This is a genomic window from Dysgonomonas sp. HDW5B (assembly GCF_011299335.1).
Classification (GTDB): domain Bacteria; phylum Bacteroidota; class Bacteroidia; order Bacteroidales; family Dysgonomonadaceae; genus Dysgonomonas_A.
This window is the reverse complement of sequence record NZ_CP049858.1, coordinates 3,732,425-3,757,374: the sequence shown is the minus strand read 5'-3', so window position 1 is coordinate 3,757,374 and position 24,950 is coordinate 3,732,425. Positions and strand designations below refer to the sequence as shown.

Sequence of the window (24,950 nt, the reverse complement as noted above, 5' to 3'; positions counted from 1 at the left end):
TTATCGGCTTTGCCGAATACATTATATCAAGAAACCTATAACCATGAAGAAAATAACGTCCTCCATTATCTTATCTCTATGTATCACCTTATCTATCTCTGCACAGAATACTTGGCAATATTACTTTGAAAACCCTGCCTCCATTTGGGAAGAATCTATTCCTCTTGGTAACGGACGTATAGGAATGATGCCTTGGGGAGGTGTAGAGAAAGAACGAATCGTATTAAACGAGATATCCTTATGGTCAGGCAATAAGCAAGATGCCGATAATCCCGAAGCCTATAAGCATTTAGGTGAAATAAGGAAACTTCTTTTCGAAAATAAGAATAAAGAAGCACAAGACCTGATGTATAAAACCTTTACTTGCTTAGGTAAAGGGAGTGCCGATGTTTCGGCATACGGCAGTTTTCAGAACTTCGGTAATCTGCAAATTGATTTTCTATACCCCGATAAATCAGACTCAATAATCGATTACAAGAGGACTTTGGATATAAACAATGCACTGTCTACAACGTCCTTTCGCAAAGGAGACATCGTATACAACCGGGAATATTTCACCTCATTTTCGGATGATATCGGTGTTATCAAGTATACGGCAAGCAAGGCAAAAGCCCTTAATCTGACAATTTCGCTCAATAGAGAAGAAAATTATGAGGTCTCAGTTCAAGGCAATACATTATCTATTTACGGACAAATGACGGATAATGTAAAAAACGACGGAATGAAATATTTCGGACAAGTAAAAGTTATCCCAAAAGGAGGAACATTAGTTACAGGAAATAAAAATATACAAATACAAAATGCAGATGAGGTTATTTTATTGGTCTCTTTAGCCACAAACTATAACAATGAAAATGAAAACGAAAAAGAAGAGGCTGCAAAACTGATAGAAAAAATAGATGCCGATTATTCAACACTAAAGAAAAATCATATATCAAAGTACCAACAATTATTTAATCGTGTTGATTTAACTCTGAGCAAAAACAAAAACTCAGATCTTCCTATCAATAAAAGATTAGAAGCATTTGCGACCGATAAAAGTGATCACGATCTGGTTGCACTATATATGCAGTACGGACGTTATTTGCTTATTTCATCGACTCGTACGGGAGGTCTTCCCCCTAACCTCCAAGGGTTGTGGGCTCCACAAATAATACCTCCTTGGAATGCCGATTACCATTTGAATATAAACTTACAGATGAATCTGTGGGGTGCCGAGGCCGGCAACCTTTCGGAATTACACCTCCCCTTGATTGAATATACCAAAAGTCTTGTTGAACCGGGGCAGAAAACAGCTCGTATTTACTACAACAGCAGAGGATGGGTTACACATATTCTGGGCAATATTTGGGGCTTCACATCTCCATCCGAGAGTCCATCGTGGGGAGCAACTAATACTGCAGGAGCTTGGTTGTGCCAACATCTATGGGAACATTATTTATATACTCAAGATTTAGAATACCTAAAATCAGTCTATCCAACCATGAAAGGGGCAGCTCTATTTTTCGAAGATATGTTGATTGAAGATCCGAACAATGGCTATCTGGTAACGGCTCCTACAACATCGCCCGAGAACAGCTACTTTACATCCCAAAAAGAAGCTGTCAGCATCAGTGCAGGATCAACAATGGACAACCAAATTATCAGAGAACTGTTCACAAACGTATCAGAGGCTGCCAAACTATTAAATGTCGATAAAGATTGGATTGAAACAATAGAAGTAAAGAAAGAACGATTAGCTCCTACCTCCATTGGCAAACATGGTCAAATCATGGAATGGTTGGAAGATTACGATGAAGTAGAAATACATCACCGCCATGTATCTCAGTTATACGGATTGTATCCTGGATATGAATTAAACGACGCAACCTCTCCACAATTAATGGAGGCAGCAAAAACAACTTTAGAACGAAGAGGAGATGAATCAACAGGCTGGTCTATGGCTTGGAAAATAAACTTCTGGGCTAGACTAAAAGACGGAAACAGAGCCTATAAATTAATCGGTGATCTTCTCAAACCCGCCGGAAAGGGAAGAGGCACCTACCCTAACCTGTTCAGTGCCCATCCACCAATGCAAATTGATGGCAATTTCGGAGGTTCGGCAGGAATTATTGAAATGCTTCTACAAAGTCATGCAGGCTATATCGAACTTTTACCTGCTATTCCGACAGAATGGAAAGCTGGATCTGTAAAAGGACTAAAAGTTAGAGGTGGAGCAGAAGTAACATTCTCATGGAAGAATGGATCTATTAGTTCTATCGAAATAAAGTCCGATATCCCCAACTCTTTCACGTTGAAACTACCAGAAGGAGAACCTCTGATCAATGGGATAAAAGATTATACTATTCAAGAAGGAAAATTAAATTTCAAATTAAAGAAGAAAGAACGAATCACAATACAAATCAAATAAGTAATACAAGATAAATTTACTGTCGTATGTTGTAGGGGTAGGGTTCTACCCTACCCTCTATCAAATCTTATCGTTTTCGGGCAGAGCAAAGCCCTGCCCCTACAAGGCAATGTAATATTAATTATCATTGATTATTTAAATCTAAAATCAAATAAAAGAATATGAAAAAACTGTTTTTCTGTAGTCTTCTTGCTTTATTTACTTTGCAGACTCAGGCACAAACCAAATCGGTTCCTGTATATCTGGATGAAAGTAAACCTATTGAAGCAAGAGTAAATGATGCATTGTCAAAGATGACTCTCGAAGAGAAGATTGCCATGATACATGCACAATCAAAATTCAGTACTCCCGGATGTCGCCGTTTAGGTATTCCCGAAATATGGATGAGTGATGGCCCTCACGGCGTTCGTATGGAGATAGATTGGGATACATGGAATCATGCAGGTTGGACAAACGACTCATGTACCGCATTTCCGGCTTTAACATGCCTTGCTGCAACCTTTAACCCGGAGCTTTCACTTGAATATGGAAATGCTTTAGGAGAAGAAGCCCGTTTCAGAAAGAAAGATATTATACTGGGTCCCGGTGTAAATATCTACCGTACCCCTATGAATGGACGTAATTTCGAATATCTGGGCGAAGACCCTTATTTAGCATCCAAAATGGTAGTTCCTTTTATTCAAGGAGTACAACAAAACGGAGTTGCTGCCTGTATGAAACACTTTGCTCTGAATAATCAAGAACTTTGGCGTGGACATATCGATGTAGAAGTAAGTGACAGAGCATTATATGAAATATATCTGCCTGCTTTTAAAGCCGGAGTGCAAGAGGGAAAAGTATGGGCTATTATGGGATCATACAATAAATTCAGAGGACAATATTGCAGCCATAACGAAAGACTTGTCAATAAAATCCTCAAAGGTGAGTGGGGTTTTGACGGCGTACTTGTTACCGACTGGGGAAGTGCCCACGATACCAAAGAAGCGGCTCTGAATGGCTTAGATATAGAAATGGGGAGCTGGACAAATGGATTAACATGGGGCGAAAGTTTCGCTTATGACAATTATTTTATGGCTCAGCCTTATTTAGAAATGATAAGAAAAGGAGAACTTCCCGAATCATCTTTGGATGAGAAAGTAAAAAGGGTGCTTCGTCTGAATTTCAGAACCAATATGAATCGTAATCGTCCTTATGGAAGTTTTGCAACTCAAGAACATGCAGATGTAGCACGTAAAGTGGCTGAACAAGGTATCGTACTGATGAAAAATGAAAAGAACTTCTTTCCCATTGGTCAGAACAGATACAAGAAAATTGTTGTAATCGGCGAAAATGCTACCCGCTCGTTAACTGTCGGCGGAGGTTCTTCGGAATTGAAAGTTAAGCAAGAGGTATCTCCGCTAGAAGGTCTTAAAGCGAAATATGGTGAGAATAATGTTGCGTATACAATGGGATATGGTTCAGGACCTACGGTATATGATAACTTTGTACCATCACCATACAATGCAGATTCATTAAAAAGAGAAGCTCTAGCCTTAGCTAAAGGGGCAGATGTAATTCTATTTTTCGGTGGATTGAATAAGAACTTCCAGCAAGATTGCGAGGGTGCAGACCGAATTACTTACGATTTACCTTTCGGACAAAACGAACTGATTGATGATCTATTAAAAGTAAATAAAAACTTAGGTATAATACTTGTCAGCGGTAATGCTGTTTCGATGCCTTGGTTAGATAAAGTTCCTGCCCTTATGCAATCGTGGTATCTGGGTTCGGAGGCAGGCAGTGCTACAGCAAATGTTATTGCAGGTGATATAAATCCATCGGGTAAATTGCCTTACAGTATACCTAAGAAATTGGAAGATAACGGTGCTATATCGTTTGGTACGATCTCTTATCCGGGAGACAGTATCAAGCAAATCTATAAAGAAGATATTCTCGTAGGTTACCGTTGGCACGACACAAAAAAGATACCTGCTCTATTTCCTTTTGGTTATGGTCTTTCATATACTACATTCGAATATGGAAAAGCCAATACGGATAAAAAAGAATACGGTAAAGATGAAACTATAAAAGTATCGTTTACAGTAACGAACAAAGGAAAAGTAGATGGTGCAGAGTCGGTACAGGTATATGCTTCTCAAGCAAAACCATCTGTAGAGCGTCCAGAAAAAGAACTGAAAGCATTCAAGAAAGTATTCCTAAAAGCAGGAGAAACTCAAACAGTAGAATTAGCTGTTCCTGTTAAAGACTTAGCTTTCTTTGATGATAAGACACATAACTGGACTGTAGAATCAGATCAATTCACTTTGCATTGTGCGGCATCTTCTGCAGATGTGAAAAGTTCAGTAGCAGTGAAGATAAAATAAAGCAAGTGTATTTAACCTATCAACTATAATAAAATAAGGTAGTCGTAAAAGGCTACCTTATTTTATTTGTATATCTGTAAAGTAATTTTATTTCTTCTCCAAGACAAAAGCAGTACGTGCAGGAATATATACTTTTAATACATCTTTTCCTTTTATGCTTAGAGTCGAATAATCGTAATTATCGTCTACCCTATCGAAACCATCAAATTCTGAGTCATCAGAGTTTAGAACAATTTTGTATTGACCTTTATCTACCTCAAAACCGTAATCAGTAAACGATTTTATCGGATTGAAATTAAAGAGAAATATTAAATTATTACGCTTAAATATCAATACCTGATCTGCTGTACTCTGAATGATAGCAAAAGGTCGAAACGAAAATATGTCCTGCTTATTTATTAAGCCTAACATTTCTTTTTCAAACTCGGCTAAAAAACGATACCTCAGATTTGTATCAGTCAGCAAAGACCACTGACGACGGGCATACCTATAAGACCAGTCATTGCCTTCCCTTGGAAAGTCTATCCATTCCGGATGACCGAATTCATTACCCATAAAAGTAAGGTATCCGTTTCCGGCAGTGGCAAGAGTAGCCAGTCGAATCATTTTATGAAGAGCCAAGCCTCTGTCAACCTTAGAATTGCGTTCAAAAACATTCATATCTGTATACATCAAACTATCAAGAAGATTGAAAATAAGTGTTTTATCTCCCACCATTGCCTGATCGTGACTTTCTACATAACTGATTGTCTTTTCTTCTTTGCGTTTATTGGTCAACTCATAGAACATATCCCCCACATGCCACTCTTCATCTTTCTTATTTTTAAGTATCTTAACCCAAAAGTCTGCAATACCCATTGCCATACGATAATCGAATCCTATACCCATATTTCCGATCGGTGAAGCAAGTCCCGGCATACCGCTAATATCCTCGGCGATGGTAAATGCTTGTGGATTTACCTCATGAATAAGCTTGTTTGCCATCGTTAGATAAACAATTGCATCATCATCCTGATTACCGTCATAATACATCGAATAATCCATAAAATCACGACCAATACCATGATCATAATACATCATACTGGTAACACCATCGAACCTGAAGCCATCGAATTTAAATTCCTCTAACCAATATTTACAGTTCGATAAAAGGAAAGCTAAAACTTCACTCTTACCATAATCAAAACATCGGGAATTCCATACAGAATGTATTCCTCGCTCTCCTGAATGAAAATAAAGATCAAAAGTTCCGTCAAAACGGCTCAAACCATCGGCTTCATTAATTACAGCATGTGAATGTACAATATCCAATACAACCCTTATATTTAGTTTATGAGCTGTATCTATTAGTTCTTTCAACTCTTCGGGCGTGCCAAAGCGCGAACTTGGTGCAAAAAAATTAGAAACCTGATAACCAAAAGATCCATAATAAGGATGTTCCTGAATTGCCATTAATTGTATGGTATTGTATCCCATATCAGCAATATAAGGCAATATTTTCTCTCTGAAATGATTATATGTGGCAACATTCTCTTCTTCACCGGACATTCCGATATGAGCTTCATAAATAATGGGAGCTACCTCTTCTTTAGGCTGATTATTCTTCCATATATAAGGTTCGGGCTGCCACACCTGAGCCGAGAATATTTTACTAACATCATCCTGTACCACTCGTCTTACGTAAGCAGGTATACGCTCTCCTGCCCCATCTTCCCATTTTACCCATAACTTGTACAGCATACCGTGCCGTAAAACGTCAAGGGGTAATTCTAGTTCCCAATTTCCACCGGGTTTAGGACAAAAAACGTATCTCAAATCATCTTTTTGCCAATGATTGAAATCACCCATCAAATAAACGGCAGTAGCATTCGGAGCCCACTCACGCAATACCCATTTATCGGAGTATGCATGTAATCCATAAAACAAATATCCGTTGGCAGCATCACTCAGTTCTGAACCACTTGTAAGTTCAGCCATTTTTAACTGATATTTTTCATGTCTGCATAAAATAGTAGACCGATATTTTTCGAGTCCGCTATCACCATATATTGAAGTTTTCATTATAATGTCAGATATTAAGGTCTCAGACCTGTTTACCATTTCGTCTGAGTATAATAACTATAGTCTTTGCAAATATCAAAAGAATTCATTCAATACTTTTACTTTTCTAATGAGTCATTGCATTAAACATTATATGGCTAAATTGGAATACAAAATAGCCATATAATTATTAGAATTTACAGTCCTTTCTAAGATTTATTCAGGACCATAAAAGTTTTACATCCACTTTACCAAACCTGAATCTTGTTGATATGCCAGCATGTCATTTTTAGCAAAGACACGAAGTCCCATATTGAATGTTCCGGGTTGCTCGCTTCTATGTTTCAAACGGTAAGTTGCAATGCTGCCATCCTGAGATACGCAAGTAAATTGATATTTAATCAAGAATTCTTCACCTTTACCCGTTTGGTCATTAGTAATAACCAGTTCAACACCTATATCTTCAGCAGATAGTGAACCGCAAGTTAGTTTTATTTCCATTTCATACTCCTGTCCCAATACAATAGGCTCTTTGTAAACACTTGGCATTTTTACGGAAATAATTTCAACACCATCCCACTCTCTGGACATTTTGTGTTTCCATGTGACAATATCTTTTGCCATTGCATAATCATTCTCTCTGATTTCACGTCCACGTTTACTTAACTTATTATAGAATCGATCTTCATAATCAGTCAGCTGACGGTTCATCGTAAAGTTAGAAGCAACCTTGTCAATCGAATTTTTCACATGCTGTATCCATTCTGAAGGAATACCCTCTTCATTTTGTTGATAATACAATGGAGCTATTTCATTCTCAATCGTATTATAGATTATCTCAGCATCCAACTCATTTTGGTAGTCGTTGTTTTCATAAACCTGCTCTAAAGGCAATGCCCAACCTGCATCTTTTTGATAACCTTCAACCCACCATCCATCAAGTACACTAAAGTGCATAACACCATTCATCACGGCTTTTTCACCACTTGTACCCGATGCTTCCATAGGACGAGTCGGAGTATTCAACCAAATATCAACCCCTTGAACCAATTTAGAAGCCAATTCCATATCATAATTCTCAATAAATAAGATTTTACCTAAGAACTGAGGATATTTAGATACTTCAACAATCTTCTTGATCAAATCCTGACCTGCTTTATCAGCAGGGTGAGCCTTTCCGGCAAATATAAACTGAACAGGTCTTGTCGGATGGTTTACTATCTCATTTAATGTATCAATATTCTTAAATAACAATTGAGCACGTTTGTAAGTCGCAAAACGCCTTGCAAAACCAAATGTCAATTTATTAGGATCTAATCTTTCTACAATCTCTACAATCTCACGAGGAGTATAATACAACAGTTCATTGTTGCTATTCATACGTTCCTTAATATGAGCAATCATAGCACCACGCAATTTGCGACGGATATCCCATATTTCTTTATTTTCAACATCTTGAATGTTAGAGAAACAAGATTTATCATAATGATGTGTTGCAAAATCTGCACCAAACACACGCTCATACAACGCTTTCCACTCGGGAGCAGCCCATGTAGGATAATGCACTCCATTGGTTACATAGCTGATATAAGACTCTTGAGCCAGATAACCGGGGAACATATCTTTAAACATTTCCTGTGAAACTTTTCCATGTAACCAGCTTACACCATTCACTTCCTGAGAAAGATGCACAGCCAGATTACTCATTGAGAATTTCTCCTGAGAATCATTTGCATGTACACGTCCTAGTCCCATTACTTGCTCCCAACTGATTTGGAAACGTTCCGGGTAATGTGATATATATTTACGTAACAATCCCTCTTCAAAGGCATCATGTCCTGCAGGTACAGGTGTATGAGTCGTGAAAAGCGACGAAGAACGGATTGCCTCTCTGGCTTCCTCAAACGATAGCTTTCTATTAACCATCAATTTGTGTATACGCTCTAGTCCTGTGAAAGCTGCATGTCCTTCGTTACAGTGATAAACATCAAAGTTTCGATTTATTTTATCAAGCAATCTGATACCTCCAACACCTAATAGAAGTTCTTGCTTTAATCTGTTTTCCCAATCACCACCATACAAATGGTGTGTAACCGAACGATCTTCCGGTAAATTGTCCTCAATGTCAGTATCCATTAAGAATAGCTCAACACGCCCCACATTTACTTTCCAAACACGTGCATGTAAATCGCGTCCGGGCAATGCTATTTTTATAGTAACCCAATTACCTTCTTCGTCACGTACTGCCGATACCGGTATTTTATCAAATAACTGAGCTTCGTAAATATTTTCCTGCTCACCTGATGTCGACAAACGTTGAGTAAAATAACCATAGCGATACAACAGACCGATACCTGTCATACGTACACCCTTATCGCTGGCTTCTTTCAGATAATCACCGGCAAGAATACCTAATCCTCCCGAATAAATCTTCAAAGAACTATGTAAACCGTATTCCATACAGAAGTAAGCAACTGAAGCTTCGCTCAAATCGCTCTTATTATTCATGTATGTTTTAAAATGATTGTGTACAGCAGCTAATTTTGCTACAAATTCTTCATCATTTTCTAATTCCTGATAACGTTGAAGGCTTATTGTATCTAATAATACAATAGGATTATAGTATACTTTTTTCCATGCAACAGGGTCTAATGATTCAAATAAATCTTTTGCATCCTGATTCCAACACCACCAAAGGTTATTAGCAAGTTCTTCCAGAGCATGAAGTTTTTTAGGTACATTACGGTGTACAATAACGTTAAACCAGTTAGGTGAAGTATGTTGTGACATTTGTGGAATATAATTATTTTGTGGTTCTTCTATAATAAAATCACTCTCAGTATAGCGTTCTGCAACTTTCTCAAGTGCAGTGCTATAAGCTTGCATATAATAAGTTATCAAATTATCCCAAAGGGCAATTTTAGATATCTCATATGCATTTTGTTTAGCAGCTTTACTGTCTGCATCACTATTTTTAGCATGACGAATTACTTGAGCTTCGATATGGTCTATTACCTCAGCATCATTTGTATCTGTCCGATCAATGACAGCAATACCCGGACGTTCTCCTTTGAAATGAGTTTTTACCCATAATCCAAATCCCGCTAATGTAGTCGTAATAGTTGGAACTTTAAAAGCAACACTCTCTAATGGAGTATAGCCCCATGGCTCATAGTATGAAGGGAATAACGATAAATCGAGCCCTGCCAGCAGATCATAATAAGGAACATCAAATATTCCATCATTACCATTCAAATATGAAGGAACAAAGAATATTTTAACCTTATCATTGTTTGTATTATAAAGCTCGTTACGTCTTACAGCATTTAATACAGGATCATAATTTTCATCGTTCAATTCATGTGTCAAATAAGGATTTGCAAGAGGTGAGATCGGCTCTGTACTATGCAGGTTTTGTAACAATGCTTTTGATGGACCATGATGTCCGGCAGGAACAAGTATAAAACCAACGACTTCTCTATTTAAAGCATCGTTCTTATTCAGCTTACCCAGAGCTTCTATAAATACATCTATCCCTTTGTTTTTATATTCATAACGCCCGCTAATTCCAATCAATAAAGCATTACTATCAATTTTCTGAGCTATAATTGCTTCTGCAGCAGTTATCAGTTTTTTACGACCTTCTTTTTGCTTCTTAGCAAACTCTTCTTCATTCGTTATAAAATCTTGAAATCCGTTGGGTGTAACCAGATCAACTGGTCTTCCAAGAAACTGTTCGCATTCTTTTGCTGTAATATCACTTACAGTTGTAAAAGCATCAGCTTGTTGTGCTGCAATTTTCTCTAATGACTGCTTTGCTGTCACATTAAAATTATGTGCAATATTATCAGGATTATAAGTCTTCAAGCTATCATAAAGAGGTAAATTATTACCAGCAATACATCTACCCAATGCTGTTGCATGAGTAGTAAATGCACATCCTATTTGGGGAACTGCCGATTTCAGATATAATAATCCTGTACCGGTCATCCACTCATGAAATTGTGCTATAATCTTATCACTTGGCGAGCAATGGTATTTTACGTAACTCTCGATAACTTTTCCGGCTGCATAACCAAATAATGCAGGTTCAATATAATCCCATTGTCCGGAAAGAGAATCCAATTTGTATTTCTCCCACATGAATCCAAGAATATCATCTTTCTGAGAGAAAAACGGAGTAAAATCGACTAAAATAGCAATAGGTCTTTCTGCGATATTCCATCGACCGATACGAATCCGTAGTCCGTCATTTGCAGCTCTGGCTCTCCACGATTTTAATAAAAAGGGATCCTCTTTAAACTCAGGATTAGATTCGTTCTCCTTTACAACATCCGGTCCAATCAGAATGTGAGGTTTTCTTAATACCTTTTCTAATGTTGGAACTTTAGTTGCAATAACGGTATGTATACCGCCCACTTTGTTACAAACTTCCCAGCTTACTTCAAATAGATAATCGGGTGTTAGTAGTTTTTCGTTTTGCATAAAATTATTATTAATACACTAATATAAATTCTAAATTAAGATCTTAAGACCTGTTTTTTGTAAAAATAAATTAAACGGATTCTGATACCGATTTAACAGTCTTCTTACCCAATAACTCTGCTATTTTTTTTATTTGTAATGATGAATATTCTGTTTCATCACATGTAATGAATTTTGATAACTCATCTGCATAATGACTGTCTTTCTTCAATAAAGAAATCTTTTCTGCTATAGCATCATTTACTCGTGAAATTAAATCACTTAACACATTCATATAATTAATATATGCATCATAAGGACTTGAGTATACACTCTTAAATCGGCGAGACGATGCATCCGACATCCATTTGGTACACATATAATAGTAATGATCGCTATCCTGCAAGCGCTCCCAATCTTGGGTTAATTCGGCATCATCAACAAATCGCACTTTTTCGCCCAGATCACAAAGGGATGTAAAGGCATCGTTTTGCAAGTCATTTCCCAACCAGATGCTTAGATCGCGTTCTTCTTCCGACCAAGAGATTGGATATGGTACATGTACAGGACCAACAGGTGTATGTTTCTTGATTACTTCTGATGGTGTAAGGAATTCAAATTTACCATGACTAAACACCTCTTTTGGTAAATAGCGCATAAACTCGAATATACCTGTAGATCGAGGGTGTCGGTTTCCGAATGTAATATAATCCATAAAGAGATTAACCACCTCATCGCTCTCATTTACAACATCTAACCAACTTGCAAATTTTTCACTTGTTACCGGCCATTCACTCCATGTTGTGTCCGAAAAACGATATGCGATATCATCACTTAAATGAAAATTTCTTAACAGTACTTTTAAATTGGGGTTATTTACATTGCTATATACATAATTGGGACTTTTCCAACCTAAAACGTGTTTAGCTCCTTCGGTTACAATAGCTTTAAAACCTAGTTTTGCAACTCTCTCTCCTATCTGATCCGAGTACATAAGCCCAGTCAAACGAGCTGTTACCGGCTCTTGATTAAAGTACTTTTTAATAGTTGCCGCTTGTTTTTTAAGCTGACGTTCCAACTCTTTTTCATCTTTCAGAAAAGCGAGTGAGTGAGCATAGGTTTCACACATAAATTCTACAGAACCTGTTGCTGCCAACTCTCTAAAACTGTCTAATACCTGAGGTGCATATTTTTCGAGCTGCTCTATGGTTTCACCTGTGATTGAGAATGCTACTTTAAATTTGCTACCATATTCTTGAATGATATCCAACAATACCCTATTCATTGGTAAGTAACACTGTTCTACAATCTTTTGTAAATAAGTACGGATACTAAACTCGTCATAATATTGATGGGAGTTTCCTATATCAAAGAAGCGATATCTCCTTAATTGAAAAGGTAAGTGTATCTGAAAATAAAAGCATAAAGTTTTTTTCATGACTAATTATGTATGTCTGTTATATTTTGCGTTATTAAAATGTATTATAAGGGTTTAAGCTTATAAAGTAAATGGTGTTGTCAAAGATTACGAATAAAGGCACTAAATTATATTATCTAATAGTTTAGGGTCAATCTAACATTTTTTCATATACATCTTTTACTCTAATTGCACTGTCATCCCAGTTCAAAGAATTAACTTCTTCCGTCCCTTTTACTTTAAGAGTAGTTGTAAGAGTCGGATAAGCCAGTAACCCATACATAGCATCAGCTAAAGCATCTATATCCCAAAAGTTAACTTTCATGGCATGTTCCAATACCTCTGCTACTCCCGATTGATTGGATATGATAACAGGTACTCCTGTACGCATAGCTTCCAACGGAGATATACCAAAAGGCTCCGAAACAGATGGCATTACATATACATCACTTTGGGCATACATCTGATTTACATCATCTCCCGTCAGGAAACCTGTAAATGAGAACTTGGATCCGATACGTAATTTGGCAACACGCTGTACCATTTTATTCATCATATCGCCACTTCCTGCCATCACAAAACGAACATTCGGATAACGTTTCAGAACCTTACTTGCTGCTTCTATGAAATACTCCGGACCTTTTTGATAGGTAATACGCCCCAGAAAAGTGATAACCTTCTCTTTAACCGCTTTCTTAATCAAAATTTCTTTACGTCCTGAAAAATCTACGGCATTATGTACTGTAAAGACTCGTGACTTATCAATACCATATCGGTTTATAACAATATTTCGCGTCAGATTACTTACCGCTATCACAGCATCTGCTTGTTCCATTCCCAAGCGCTCCAGGTCATAAACAACTCTGTTTACATTTTCGCCACTTCGGTCAAACTCTGTAGCATGTACATGTACCACTAAAGGTTTTCCTGAGATCTTTTTTGCAACAATGCCTGCCAGATAAGTAAGCCAATCATGAGCATGAATCACATCAAAATCATTTTCTCTGGCTATTTTAGAAGCAATATAAGCATAATTTCTTACTTCCTCCATCAGGTTTGTACCGTATTTCCCCGAAAAGGGGAACTTGCCTCCAAGATGGGTAAAAGAACGTTGTCCACCTCCGCTTTCAGTTTCGGATACATACTGTTCATATTCTTCTAAGCCTAAATAAGGAATAAGCCCTGAACTGACAGGTAGAAAACTTACATTCTGCCAAAAATCATCTGTGTAAGATGTTGTCGAAGGCATTTCTACATCACTAGCATTGATTATTTTCCCGATGCTGGAGTCTTCATCGCCTACAGCCTTAGGCATAACAAATAGGACCTCAACTCCTTGTTGTGCCAATCCTTTTGTTAATCCATAACAGGCAGTACCTAGTCCTCCTGATATATGGGGAGGAAACTCCCAACCAAACATTAATACTTTCATACTAGATCATAGCATTTTAGGTAATTTTTATTATTTTTTGTCTTGTTTTTTGTGTTGTTCTATCATTTGGAGAATACGGAGGACTTCACTGACACTCCAAGCTTGGGAAATACTTCCGCCCGGATGGTGAGGAGGATTACCGTCGTAGACCTCAGCTATACTGCAAATTCCGTAATCTGTCATGTCTTCTTCAAAATGCTCTACAATCCATTTGGCATCTCCATAAAAAGCATCTCCATAAAGTTTAAAGTTAGCTTCTATATAATGACTCAATTGCCATACCCAAACAGTACCTTGGTGATAGGCTAAATCGCGTGTTCTCTGATCGCCACTATATATCCCTTTGTAGTCAGGATGACCCGGGGATAATGTTCTCAAACCTTTAAGAGTAAGCAATTCTCTTTTTATCACATTCAGCACATGACTTTTAATCTCATCACTAATGGGACTATAAGGTAATGAGGTCGCTATAACCTGATTAGAGCGTATATCTAAATTCTGACCGTTTTCATCTACATAATCAGCTAAATATCCAAGTTCTTCATTCCAGAAGGTTGTTACATAGCTTTCTTTTATGCGTTCTGCCAAGTCTTTCCATTCAGAAACAAAAGCTTTATCGCCATTTGCTTCGGCTAGTTCTATTGTAAATTGTATTGCATTATACCAAAGAGCGTTTATTTCTACTGCATATCCTCTGCGGGGTGTTACAGGGCCTTCGGCAACCACAGCATCCATCCAAGTAAGGGCTTTACCTTCTTGACCGGCCCAAATAAGTCCGTTATCGTGCATCATAATATGCTCATTGACACCTGATCTAAAAGCATTTAAAACAGCCTTCATCTTTTCGCCATAAGAGGACCAGACCGTTTTTTTATCATTTATAGCCTCTGCATATTTTTGTATAGCCCAAAAATACCACATGGGTGCATCTACCGAATTATAGGCTGCATGATCGCTCTTTCCGATATTGGGAAATAAACCGTTATTAACTTCTCCCGACATGGTATCAAGTACTCCTTTACAGCTATCCAAGTCGTAATTAGCTGCTAGTGTAAGTCCGGGCAAGGCAATAAATGTATCGCGCCCCCAACGTCCAAACCATGGATAACCTGCTATAACCTCCGTATCATTACCTTGTTGAACAATGAATTGTGTGGCTGAATTCTTCAAACAATTAACAAAACTATCTTTCGGCTGACGAGAAGCAAGTCCCTTATCAAAAGCGTCTGCTAGAGTTTTTACTTTTTCTTCTTTTAAGGATGCTGAGAAAATTATACTCTCACCTTTTTTTATAGGCATTTCCAGATATCCAGGCGTAAATAGATCTTCCTGAAAATCATAACCACGTTCTTTCTCTTGTGAATATTCTATATTATAATACCAATCGGGGTTATCAACAAACTCATTTTTTTTGCTTAATTGCATATTTAGAGTCGGAAATCCGGCATATAACTTTGATGCTATACCATTTTCGATTCTATCAGTATCTGTATTAACAAATAAATTAGCCTTACTTAATTGATGCCTGTTTCTAAAAGAAAGAAAAGGTCTCAAACGTAATGTTGTATCGGAATGAGCTTCCATCAGAGTATACCTCATCAGTATACGATCTGCATTATGCTCCATCAGAAACTCTTTTTTGAGCACAACTCCTCCTACCCTATAAATTAGAGTTGGTGTAGGTTCAAACTCAAAATCTATAATATACTTATGCCCTCGTGGACTGTATACACCTCCCGGATATTGATGTATACCCAAATTGAATGATTGATCGTGCTGGATGACTGTTTCATCTAAAGAAGAAAGCAAAACATAGCTTTCGCCATTAAATTCTTCAATGGGACAAACCAACAAGCCATGATACTTACGGGTATTACAACCAACAATAGTTGTACTCATATATGCACCTGCTCTATTGGTACTTAAAATCTCACGATGCAATGAATATTGTAGATTAACTAATTCATCTTTATTAAAAGTTAGATAGCTCATAGTATATAATAGTGTTTTGTTTTAGTAAAGCGACATAATAAAATAAATACATCCTAAATTTAAGAAATTTATTCATTCAAACCTTAAAATCCAGAATGTTTTATAACATTTTATCAAAATGGGGACAACCTAAATTGGGACCGAAAAATTTTCAGTCTAAATTAATCTGAGCATCATTTAGTTACTCTACCTATTTATAACACCACATATACCTTTATTGTTTTTGAAAACAGCGTCTAAATTCAGTGCAAATAATAGCGGTAGCAATTGCTACATTTAAAGACTCGGATGTTTCCCTTTGTGGAGGATAATTCGGGATAAAAAGTTTGTTTGTTATAAGTGTTTCGATTTTGGGGCTGATACCGTTTCCTTCATTCCCCATGACAATAATGCCCATCTCTGACAATTCTTGCTGATACATGTTCTTTCCATCCAGAAAGGTACCATAAAGAGGGAGCACTTCCTGCATATTTCTCAAACATTCGTATAGATCAACATAGTGAACTTTCACTCTCGCCAGAGCACCCATCGTTGCCTGTACTACTTTGGGATTATAAACGTCAACCGTATCCATTGAACAAATTATATTTTCAATACCATACCAGTCGGCTAGCCTTATTATTGTGCCTAAGTTTCCGGGATCCTGAATACAATCTAATGCTAAGATTAATTGGCTTTTTAATTGGTTTGTGTCTAATATATAATGAGGTTGATAAAAAACACCTAAAGCTTGCTGGGGATTTTTAAGGAAACTGGCTTTAGACAATTCTAATTTAGATACTTCTACAATCTCTTCGATATTATTATCAGATATTTGATTTGTTTGAATAAAATCAGGAGTAGCTATAAGCAATTGGCATTTTACAAAGCCAATTAATTCAGATACCATTTTATCTCCCTCAACAACAAAAGTCCGGTGTTCTTCACGGCTTTTTTTATCCTTTAAGGATTGTATGTATTTTATTTTATTCTTGCTTAAACTCATTTAACTATGATAACCAACATTATTTAATAATTCTTTGTTAGACAAATCTACAAAAAAGATATAATTATATCCTAAATTTGTCATTTTTTAAATAGCCGATCATTTTTCAACGTCACAAACCTTTTATCTTCTGACGAAAGAATAACGGATCATAAAATGTAGCAATAAATATTTAATGTTACTTATACATCTCAATAAATGAAATTCAGACTTCAAAATATAATTTTCTTTATCAGCTTTTTATTATTGCTTGGCTACTCTTGCAGTACTACCAAATATGTTCCCGACAATGAACTTCTGCTTGATGTGGCTACCGTAAAAGTAGATGCAAAAGATGTTTCATTCTTCGATCTGGAACCTTATGTGAAACAAAAAGCAAATTTCAAAACTTTCGAAATATTCAAGCTTCCTTTATTTATGTACAATTTATCAGGGAAAGATTCCACCAAATGGTACAATAGAGCCTTGAAGAGAGGAGGCGAACCACCTGTTTTATATGACAGCACGCAAGTAGAACCAACAGTAGTTACTCTGGAGCGAATAATGAATAACAAAGGTTATTTGCAGGCTCAAGTTGAACCTAAGATTATAGAGAAAGATAAAAAAGCAAAGGTTATATACGATGTAAAATCAGGTGCAGCCTCAAATATCGAAAGCTATAAAATAAATATAAGTGATACAGTATTTGATGCAGGCATTATTAACAAGTCATTTCCATTACGCAGAAGGAGGGCAACCACATCAGATTCGACGCGAGTAAGTCTTAATAGATACCTTAGCAGGGGGAATCTATTAAAGGAAGGTGATAGATTTGATCTTGATCTGTTGGATGAAGAGCGTAATCGTGTCACCTCCATATTGAGACGAAATGGTTACATGGCATTTAATAAAGAGTACATCGGCTTTGTGGCTGATACAATAGATAAAGAAAACAAAGTTGATCTAGAGCTTATCATCTATCCTTTCACTCAGCGTATAGGAAATAATGATGTAACAGAGGTACCTCACCGACAATATTATGTAGACGGAATAGATATCTATGTTGATTATGATCCTATTGCCGACGGAGACATCAACCATTACCAAGCTACCGATACCGTTACAAGAGGCAAATACCGCATATTTTATGGTGCAAGAGGACGATATATTAAACCTTTCGTTATTTTAGAAAATTGCTACATACAACCTCAATCTCTTTATAACGAAAATCAAGTTTCAACGACATACAATTCATTGTCGCAACTACATATTCTGAAAAATATAAATATAAAGTACGAAGAATATCTTGAAGGTGACTCCACAAAACTCAGATGTATAATTACAGCAGTTCCCGACAAAAGACAAGGTATATCTGCCGAAATAGAAGGCACAAACTCAGCCGGCTTCTTCGGTGTGGGTGCAAGTCTAGGATATGTACACCGAAATGCTTTTAAGGGTTCCGAACTGTTTAATGCTAAACTAAGGGGTTCTTATGAAGCAGTAACACCTAATTTTTCGAGCTTTAGAGATAATTATTTTGAAATAGGAGGAGAAACATCGCTTACTTTCCCCAGATTTCTATTTCCTTTTCTCAGCCACGATCTAAGGCGAAGATTAAGAGCTTCAACTCAAGTCGTATCAAGTTATACGTATCAACGCCGCCCCAATTATTTTACACGAACAGTTTTTTCTACAGGAGTAAAATATATTTGGGAAAACCGTACAAATAACACGGTAAGGCATACGCTTGATCTTATAGAAATTAGTTATGCACACATACCCCGTTTGGATCCCAGATTTGAAAGTACCCTGTCACCCAATGCTAAATTATATAGCTTTACCGATCAATTTATTGTCAGTACAGGATATACTTACTACAAAACAAATGCCGTAGCACCAGGACTTATCGGATCAAATAGAAGAAATAACAGATCGACTTATTCATTAAGAGCATCTGTTGAGACTGCAGGTAATGCACTTGCATTGGTAGCTGCATTAGCTAAAATCGAAAGAGATCCCGAAACCGGATCGAGAAAAATCTTTGATACCTTCTTTGCACAATACGTACGAGGAAATTTAGATTACAGCAAATCGATACGTATAGATGATAAAAATGCTTTAGCTTGGCGATTAGGGGGCGGTATAGCCTATGCCTATGGCAATAATAAACAAGTACCTTTCGAAAAACGTTTCTTCTCGGGAGGAGCCAACAGTGTTAGAGGATGGGCAGCCCGCGAATTAGGTCCGGGAGCTTTTTACAGAGCAGATGCCAATTTTAATGACCAGTCGGGAGACTTAAGGTTCGACGCTAACATAGAATACCGAAGCAAAGTATTCTGGAAACTAGAACTGGCTACATTTGTGGATGCGGGTAATATATGGACTATCAGAGGCAGTGACCGACAAGATAAAGGTGAGTTTAAGGTTGACAGCTTCTACAAACAAATTGCGTATGCTTGGGGACTAGGGATAAGACTTGATCTCGAATTTGTTATCATACGACTTGATTGCGGATGGAAAGTATACAATCCTGCGGATATTCCTGTTTACAGAACCGATGCCAGCGGATACCAAGTAGTAGACGGATACCAATCAAAATGGTCTATATTGAAACCTCTTAATTTCAGAGAAAATACAGCTTGGCATATTGCAGTTGGTTACCCTTTCTAAGGCTTCGAAACTTTTATGGTTTAGCTTGAATATAAAATAAGTTTTATTTATTACTTATCTTCTAGCAGGTCGGGTCTGAGTAGTTTAGTTCTTGATATAGCTTGTTGCAATTTCCATTCATCAATTTTAGCCTCGTGACCGGATAATAATATATCAGGAACTTTCCAGCCTTTGTATTCTGCCGGACGCGTATATACGGGAGGAGCTAATAGATTATCTTGAAACGAATCCGAAAGAGCCGACTGCTCGTCTCCAATAGCACCGGGAATTAAGCGAACTATAGCATCAGTAATTATAGCTGCCGCCAATTCTCCTCCGGTAAGGACATAATCACCAATCGATATTTCTTTAGTTATCAGATGTTCTCTGATTCTATAATCAATTCCTTTATAATGACCACAAAGGATAATTATATTTTCGAATGAGGACATTCTGTTTGCCATTTTCTGATCGAATCGTTCTCCATCGGGCGAAGTAAATATTACTTCATCATAAGTCCTCTGGCTTTTCAGGAGAGAAATAATATTATCAATCGGTTCAATCTGCATTACCATACCTGCCTCTCCCCCAAAAGGATAATCGTCTACCCGATGATGTTTATCAGTGGAATAATCACGTAAGTTATGAAGTTGAATTTCAACAAGATTTTTATCCTGTGCCCGTTTAAGGATCGAGCAATTAATTGCCCCTTCGAGCATTTGAGGAAGTACGCTTATAATATCTATTCTCATTCTTTAGATCTGATAATTTTAAATAAGGCTATGCCCTATAATCAGAAGACAAAAATAATCAAAAATAAACGATTTTATGCTATTTCTAATTGGGGGGTATTCTTCAATAGTATTTATCCCCACTGTTTGTTCGATTAATTAAACATTGGTATATATTTTTACTATGATTGGTTTTATTTGTTTTTTCCTTTAATTCTGCCCATTATTTTATTGATTCGGAGTCTTATTACACCATAAAAAGCTTCGCCAAAAATACCTGCATTCATTTTAGATTCGCCTAAAACCCGATTTACAAAAATGATAGAGACTTCTTTCAGCTTAAAGCCTAAAGTATAAGCAGTATACTTCATTTCGATCTGGAATGCATACCCTTTAAATCGGATCTTATCTAAATCGATAACCTCAAGCACATTTCGTCTATAACAAACAAAACCCGCAGTAGCATCGTGTATATTCATCCCGGTGATTAGTTTGACATACTTGGAAGCATAAAACGACATAATAACACGCCCCATAGGCCAATTAACCACATTTACTCCTGTCGAGTAGCGTGAACCTATTGCCATATCCGCACCTCCTGTTGCACATGCATCATAAAGATGGATCAGGTCATTCGGATCATGAGAAAAATCAGCATCCATTTCAAACACATACTGGTAGTCGCAAGCCAAAGCCCATTTAAAACCTGCAATATAGGCTGTTCCTAACCCTTGCTTTCCTTTCCTCTCCAATAAAAATAACGATTCCGAATACTTTTCCTGTAGTCGCTTTACAATAGTAGCAGTTCCATCAGGAGAACCATCATCAACTATAAGAATATGAAAAATCTTTGAAAGGGCAAACACCGTTTCAATCATCTTTTCGATATTCTCTTTTTCGTTATAAGTTGGAATAATAACAATAGAATCCGACATCACTTTATAATTTTACTCAAAATTAGTTATTCCCCAATTCAGTGTATACATATTGCGTAATTTTTAAATATTTTTCATCAAAAAATCGTCATTTCTCTTTTATTTATAAGTGTATTGCTCCAATCTTCAATTATTATTACCTTTGTTTCTATAAAACAACTCTATTTTGGAATCGATTTCTCCTCTCCATCTTTTTGACGGACATACAAGCATAAAAGCAATATCAAGCACCCTAAACAAAGACAAAAACCTACACATCAAAGGTTTACTTGGTTCTTCGTGGTCAGTATTTGTTTCAGCCTTATTTAATCAAAAAAAAGGGCAATATTTATACATACTGGATGATCTGGAAACGGCAGGATATTTTTATCATGACCTTACCCAGCTATTAGGATCTAAGGATGTACTTTTTTTTCCGTCTGCTTACAAACGGTCAATTAAATACGGACAACCTGACCCTGCAAATGCTATACTCAGGACCGAAGTATTAAGTCGTCTGCAAGGAGAAGATACGCCTCTTATTATAGTTACCTATCCCGAAGCCATCGCCGAAAAGGTTGTATCAAAAGATACGCTTAAAGAGAATACCCTGCGCATTACTGTAGATGAAAAAATAGACTCTGCATTTGTATCGGAAGTTCTCGATTCGTATGGTTTCGAATATACGGAGTATGTATATGAACCCGGTCAGTATGCCATAAGAGGTAGTATATTAGACGTTTTTTCGTATTCGAGCGAGTACCCTTTTCGTATCGACTTCTTTGGCGATGAGGTAGAAACAATCAGACGTTTTGACATCGAAAGTCAGTTATCGAAAGAACAATTGACTTCTATTCAGATTATTCCCGAAATGTCTAAGGCTAGTCAACTTCAAGACTCTCTGCTAAGCCTGTTACCTTCGGAAACAATCATCGGATTCAAAGATTACTCGTGGATACAAGGACGGATCAATTCTATATTCGAAGATAGTGCGATATTAGATAATCCTGAATACGAAGATGATATTCAATCGAAACTAATATCCGAACCTCTTTTTACAAACGAGATTCTCAAATTCAAAAAAATGCAATTCGGTAATACCTGCTTTGGTGTAGCCGATGCTGCTTTTGAATATCAAACAGCTTTACAGCCGATTTACCATAAAAACTTCGATTTAGTAAGTAAAAGCCTTCATGATTTTATGGCTCAGGGATATACAATTTATATTCTGAGTGATAGTATGAAGCAAATCGAGCGTCTGAAAACAATATTTGACGACAGAGGGGATAATATACCGCTGATACCTATCAATAAGACTCTGCATGAAGGTTTTTACGACCAGACTCTAAAAATATGCTGTTTTACGGATCATCAGATTTTTGATCGTTTTCATAAGTACAACCTGAAATCGGACAATGCCCGCACCGGAAAAATTGCTTTAAGCCTTAAAGAGTTAAAGCAATTGCAAATAGGTGACTTTGTTGTTCACAATGATCATGGAGTTGGTAAATTCGGCGGGCTTGTCAGACTTATAGTCAACGAAAAGCTGCAAGAACATATTAAGATTACTTATCTGAATAATGATGCCATATTTGTACCAATACACTCTTTATATAAAATATCAAAATACAGAGGTAAGGATGGAGAAGCTCCTCGTTTAAATAAATTAGGATCGGGTGCATGGCAGAAAATGAAAGAAAACACGAAAAAACGTCTAAAAGACATTGCCCGTGATCTTATCATTTTATATTCGAAACGAAACGAAGAAGAAGGCTTCAAGTTCTCACCTGACACTTTCATGCAAAATGAGCTCGAAGCATCATTTATATACGAAGATACTCCCGACCAAGTAACAGCTACTGCCGATGTCAAAAAAGATATGGAGAATCATCGTCCGATGGACAGGCTTATCTGTGGCGATGTCGGGTTTGGAAAAACAGAAGTTGCAGTAAGAGCAGCATTTAAAGCGGTTGCTGACAATAAACAAGTAGCTGTTCTTGTCCCGACTACCGTTTTGGCAACTCAACACTTTAAAACTTTCAGAGATCGTTTAAAAGATTTCCCATGCAAAGTAGACTACATCAGTAGAGCGAGAAAACCGGCTGCTGTAAAAGAACTACTTGATAAATTAAAAAAAGGAGAAATTGATATTCTTATTGGTACACACCGAATTGTCAATAAAGATATTCAATTCAAAGATCTAGGGCTATTAATTATTGATGAAGAACAAAAATTTGGAGTTTCTGTAAAAGAGAAGTTAAAGCAAATGAAGTCTAATGTAGATACATTGACTATGACTGCTACGCCTATCCCAAGGACACTTCAATTCTCGTTGATGGGTGCCCGTGACCTTTCGACAATCACAACTCCCCCACCCAACCGATATCCTACGCAAACGGAGGTACATACTTTCGACCCTCAAATCATAGCAGAAGCTATCAACTTCGAAATGAGTCGAAACGGACAGGTATTCTTCCTTAATAACAGGATAAATAATTTACCCGAAATAGAAGCAACTATCCGGAAAGGAGTTCCCGATGCACGTATTGCAGTAGCTCACGGACAAATGCCTCCCACGAAGTTAGAGGAAATAATCACAGATTTTGTAGATTACGAATATGATGTACTGATCGCAACTTCTATTATAGAATCGGGAATAGATATACCCAATGCAAATACAATAATAATAAATAACGCTCAACGATTCGGACTAAGCGACCTGCATCAGCTACGAGGACGTGTTGGACGTGGCAACCGCAAAGCGTTCTGTTATCTGCTTGCTCCTCCGTTGGATAGTTTAACGATTGAAGCTAAACGAAGATTACAGGCTATCGAAAATTTTGCTGAGTTAGGTAGTGGTATACATATAGCCATGCAAGACTTAGATATACGGGGAGCAGGAAACCTGTTGGGAGCCGAACAAAGTGGTTTTATTGCTGACTTAGGTTACGAGGCCTATCAAAAGATATTAACCGAAGCTGTTACCGAATTAAAGAATAACGAATTTGCCGAGCTATACCACGAAAGCAAAGACGGAGAGAAAAACAAAGGTGATAACTTCGTTGATGATGTTCTGATCGAAAGTGATCTGGAACTCTTATTTCCTCCAATTTATATACCTAATGATTCGGAACGTATATCTATTTACAGTACTCTGAATAATCTGGAAAAAGAGGAGGAAATAACCGATTTTGTAAAAATGCTGGAAGACCGTTTTGGTAAAATTCCACAGGAAGGTTTAGATCTCATCGGTGTAATTCGTATCCGCAGAATCGCTAAATACTTAAGTATAGAGAAAGTTATTCTTAAAAAAGGGCAAATGTTGCTTTATCTGGTTTCGAACCCCGATTCGTTATACTACCAATCACAAGCCTTTGATAAGCTTCTAAATTATGTACAAGGACATCACAGAGATTGTCAATTAAGGGAAAACCAAGGAAAACGTTCTATCATTATAAAACATGTAGAAAATGTAGAAAAAGCATACAATGTATTGAATGATATCTTTCTACAAGAATAAAAAAAAGAGCAGAAATTTTATTTCTGCTCTTTTTATTTTATCTGATTATTTACA

General features: G+C 37.0%; 12 protein-coding genes. 4 read left to right on the top strand and 8 right to left on the bottom strand.

Annotated features, from left to right (window positions below):
- Positions 1-43: 43 nt before the first annotated feature.
- Positions 44-2,410: a glycoside hydrolase N-terminal domain-containing protein gene (locus tag G7051_RS15435; RefSeq protein ID WP_166201651.1), complete on the top strand. Its 2,367-nt coding sequence runs from the start codon at positions 44-46 to the stop codon at positions 2,408-2,410.
- A 161-nt stretch (positions 2,411-2,571) separates the two neighbouring features.
- Complete coding sequence (locus G7051_RS15430; protein ID WP_166201649.1) at positions 2,572-4,773, top strand: glycoside hydrolase family 3 C-terminal domain-containing protein; 2,202 nt, start codon at positions 2,572-2,574, stop codon at positions 4,771-4,773.
- Between the two features lie 87 nt (positions 4,774-4,860).
- On the opposite strand, the gene G7051_RS15425 is transcribed toward G7051_RS15430, so the two are convergent.
- The 6 genes from G7051_RS15425 to G7051_RS15400 all read right to left on the bottom strand — a co-directional run bounded on the left by G7051_RS15425 (position 4,861) and on the right by G7051_RS15400 (position 17,103).
- Positions 4,861-6,834, bottom strand: coding sequence for an alpha-amylase family glycosyl hydrolase (locus G7051_RS15425; protein WP_166201647.1), 1,974 nt, complete (start codon positions 6,832-6,834; stop codon positions 4,861-4,863).
- Positions 6,835-7,050: 216 nt separating this feature from the next.
- Positions 7,051-11,298: an alpha-glucan family phosphorylase gene (glgP, locus tag G7051_RS15420; protein ID WP_166201645.1), complete on the bottom strand. Its 4,248-nt coding sequence runs from the start codon at positions 11,296-11,298 to the stop codon at positions 7,051-7,053.
- A 70-nt stretch (positions 11,299-11,368) separates the two neighbouring features.
- Positions 11,369-12,715, bottom strand: coding sequence for a glycoside hydrolase family 57 protein (locus G7051_RS15415; RefSeq protein ID WP_166116874.1), 1,347 nt, complete (start codon positions 12,713-12,715; stop codon positions 11,369-11,371).
- Between the two features lie 130 nt (positions 12,716-12,845).
- Positions 12,846-14,126, bottom strand: coding sequence for a glycosyltransferase family 4 protein (locus tag G7051_RS15410; protein ID WP_166201642.1), 1,281 nt, complete (start codon positions 14,124-14,126; stop codon positions 12,846-12,848).
- Positions 14,127-14,156: 30 nt separating this feature from the next.
- Positions 14,157-16,118: an amylo-alpha-1,6-glucosidase gene (locus tag G7051_RS15405; protein ID WP_166201640.1), complete on the bottom strand. Its 1,962-nt coding sequence runs from the start codon at positions 16,116-16,118 to the stop codon at positions 14,157-14,159.
- Between the two features lie 214 nt (positions 16,119-16,332).
- Positions 16,333-17,103: an RNA methyltransferase gene (locus G7051_RS15400; protein WP_166201638.1), complete on the bottom strand. Its 771-nt coding sequence runs from the start codon at positions 17,101-17,103 to the stop codon at positions 16,333-16,335.
- Positions 17,104-17,301: 198 nt separating this feature from the next.
- Here G7051_RS15400 and G7051_RS15395 point away from each other — a divergent pair, with 198 nt between their 5' ends.
- Positions 17,302-19,752 (top strand): BamA/TamA family outer membrane protein, encoded by a 2,451-nt coding sequence (locus G7051_RS15395; protein ID WP_166201636.1) that lies wholly within the window; start codon positions 17,302-17,304, stop codon positions 19,750-19,752.
- Positions 19,753-19,802: 50 nt separating this feature from the next.
- On the opposite strand, the gene trmD is transcribed toward G7051_RS15395, so the two are convergent.
- Both trmD and G7051_RS15385 read right to left on the bottom strand, forming a co-directional pair.
- Positions 19,803-20,483, bottom strand: a complete 681-nt coding sequence (gene trmD / locus G7051_RS15390; RefSeq protein WP_166116864.1) for a tRNA (guanosine(37)-N1)-methyltransferase TrmD — start codon at positions 20,481-20,483, stop codon at positions 19,803-19,805.
- Between the two features lie 173 nt (positions 20,484-20,656).
- Positions 20,657-21,397: a polyprenol monophosphomannose synthase gene (locus tag G7051_RS15385; protein ID WP_166201634.1), complete on the bottom strand. Its 741-nt coding sequence runs from the start codon at positions 21,395-21,397 to the stop codon at positions 20,657-20,659.
- Positions 21,398-21,563: 166 nt separating this feature from the next.
- On the opposite strand from G7051_RS15385, the gene mfd reads away from it, so the two are divergent.
- Positions 21,564-24,896 carry a transcription-repair coupling factor gene (gene mfd / locus G7051_RS15380; protein ID WP_370522865.1) on the top strand — a complete coding sequence of 1,111 codons (3,333 nt, stop codon included), beginning with the start codon at positions 21,564-21,566 and terminating at the stop codon, positions 24,894-24,896.
- The last annotated feature ends 54 nt before the right edge of the window (positions 24,897-24,950 follow it).

What these genes read in the sequence shown, in the direction of transcription:
- G7051_RS15435 (WP_166201651.1), top strand. Translation starts at nt 44, where the DNA reads ATGAAGAAAATAACGTCCTCCATTATCTTATCTCTATGTATCACCTTA.
- G7051_RS15430 (WP_166201649.1), top strand. Translation starts at nt 2,572, where the DNA reads ATGAAAAAACTGTTTTTCTGTAGTCTTCTTGCTTTATTTACTTTGCAG.
- G7051_RS15425 (WP_166201647.1), bottom strand. Translation starts at nt 6,834, where the DNA reads ATGAAAACTTCAATATATGGTGATAGCGGACTCGAAAAATATCGGTCT.
- glgP (WP_166201645.1), bottom strand. Translation starts at nt 11,298, where the DNA reads ATGCAAAACGAAAAACTACTAACACCCGATTATCTATTTGAAGTAAGC.
- G7051_RS15415 (WP_166116874.1), bottom strand. Translation starts at nt 12,715, where the DNA reads ATGAAAAAAACTTTATGCTTTTATTTTCAGATACACTTACCTTTTCAA.
- G7051_RS15410 (WP_166201642.1), bottom strand. Translation starts at nt 14,126, where the DNA reads ATGAAAGTATTAATGTTTGGTTGGGAGTTTCCTCCCCATATATCAGGA.
- G7051_RS15405 (WP_166201640.1), bottom strand. Translation starts at nt 16,118, where the DNA reads ATGAGCTATCTAACTTTTAATAAAGATGAATTAGTTAATCTACAATAT.
- G7051_RS15400 (WP_166201638.1), bottom strand. Translation starts at nt 17,103, where the DNA reads ATGAGTTTAAGCAAGAATAAAATAAAATACATACAATCCTTAAAGGAT.
- G7051_RS15395 (WP_166201636.1), top strand. Translation starts at nt 17,302, where the DNA reads ATGAAATTCAGACTTCAAAATATAATTTTCTTTATCAGCTTTTTATTA.
- trmD (WP_166116864.1), bottom strand. Translation starts at nt 20,483, where the DNA reads ATGAGAATAGATATTATAAGCGTACTTCCTCAAATGCTCGAAGGGGCA.
- G7051_RS15385 (WP_166201634.1), bottom strand. Translation starts at nt 21,397, where the DNA reads ATGTCGGATTCTATTGTTATTATTCCAACTTATAACGAAAAAGAGAAT.